1 protein-coding gene is annotated in these 544 nt (G+C 68.8%); it reads left to right on the forward strand.

From position 1 onward, the window contains the following. On the forward strand, positions 1-535 hold a 535-nt coding region (locus tag AC1C2V_RS19725; protein ID WP_495391348.1), incomplete at its 5' end, for a transposase family protein. Between the last annotated feature and the right edge of the window lie 9 nt (positions 536-544).

Genomic DNA, 544 nt, shown 5'->3' on the forward strand with positions numbered 1-544 from the left:
AGCCCGCCAGGAGAACTGGCCGTTCGTCTGCCTGGACGGCACGCTTGTGCCGATCGCCCAGCTGCACGGCCCACAGAATCCCTCGGGCGCGGAGTCCTGGTACTCCGGTAAGCACCACCGCCACGGCGGCAACATCCAGGTGCTGTGCGACCCGACCGGCTACCCGGCCTGGGTCTCGCCGGTCTCGCCCGGATCGACACACGCCATCACCGCCGCGAGAGCGTTCGTGCTGCCGGCGCTCTACCCCGCAGCAGCCGCCGGCCTGCCCACCCTGACCGACAAAGGCTACCAAGGTGCCGGAATCGGGATCAGGCACCCCAGACGCCTGCCCGCCAACCCCCACCCCGACGACGTGACCCGCAACAAGCTCCTCACCGGACTGCGAGCCGTCGCCGAGCGAGGCAACGCGCTGCTGAAGAAGACCTGGCCCGCCCTACAGATGATCACCCTCGACCCCGCCCGCATCACCGAGATCACCGCCGCAGCACTCGTGCTACTCAACCTTCAACGCGGGACCCGGCGATCACGCTGGTGAGAAAACCTC

Source organism: Isoptericola sp. Y541 (genome assembly GCF_059445465.1).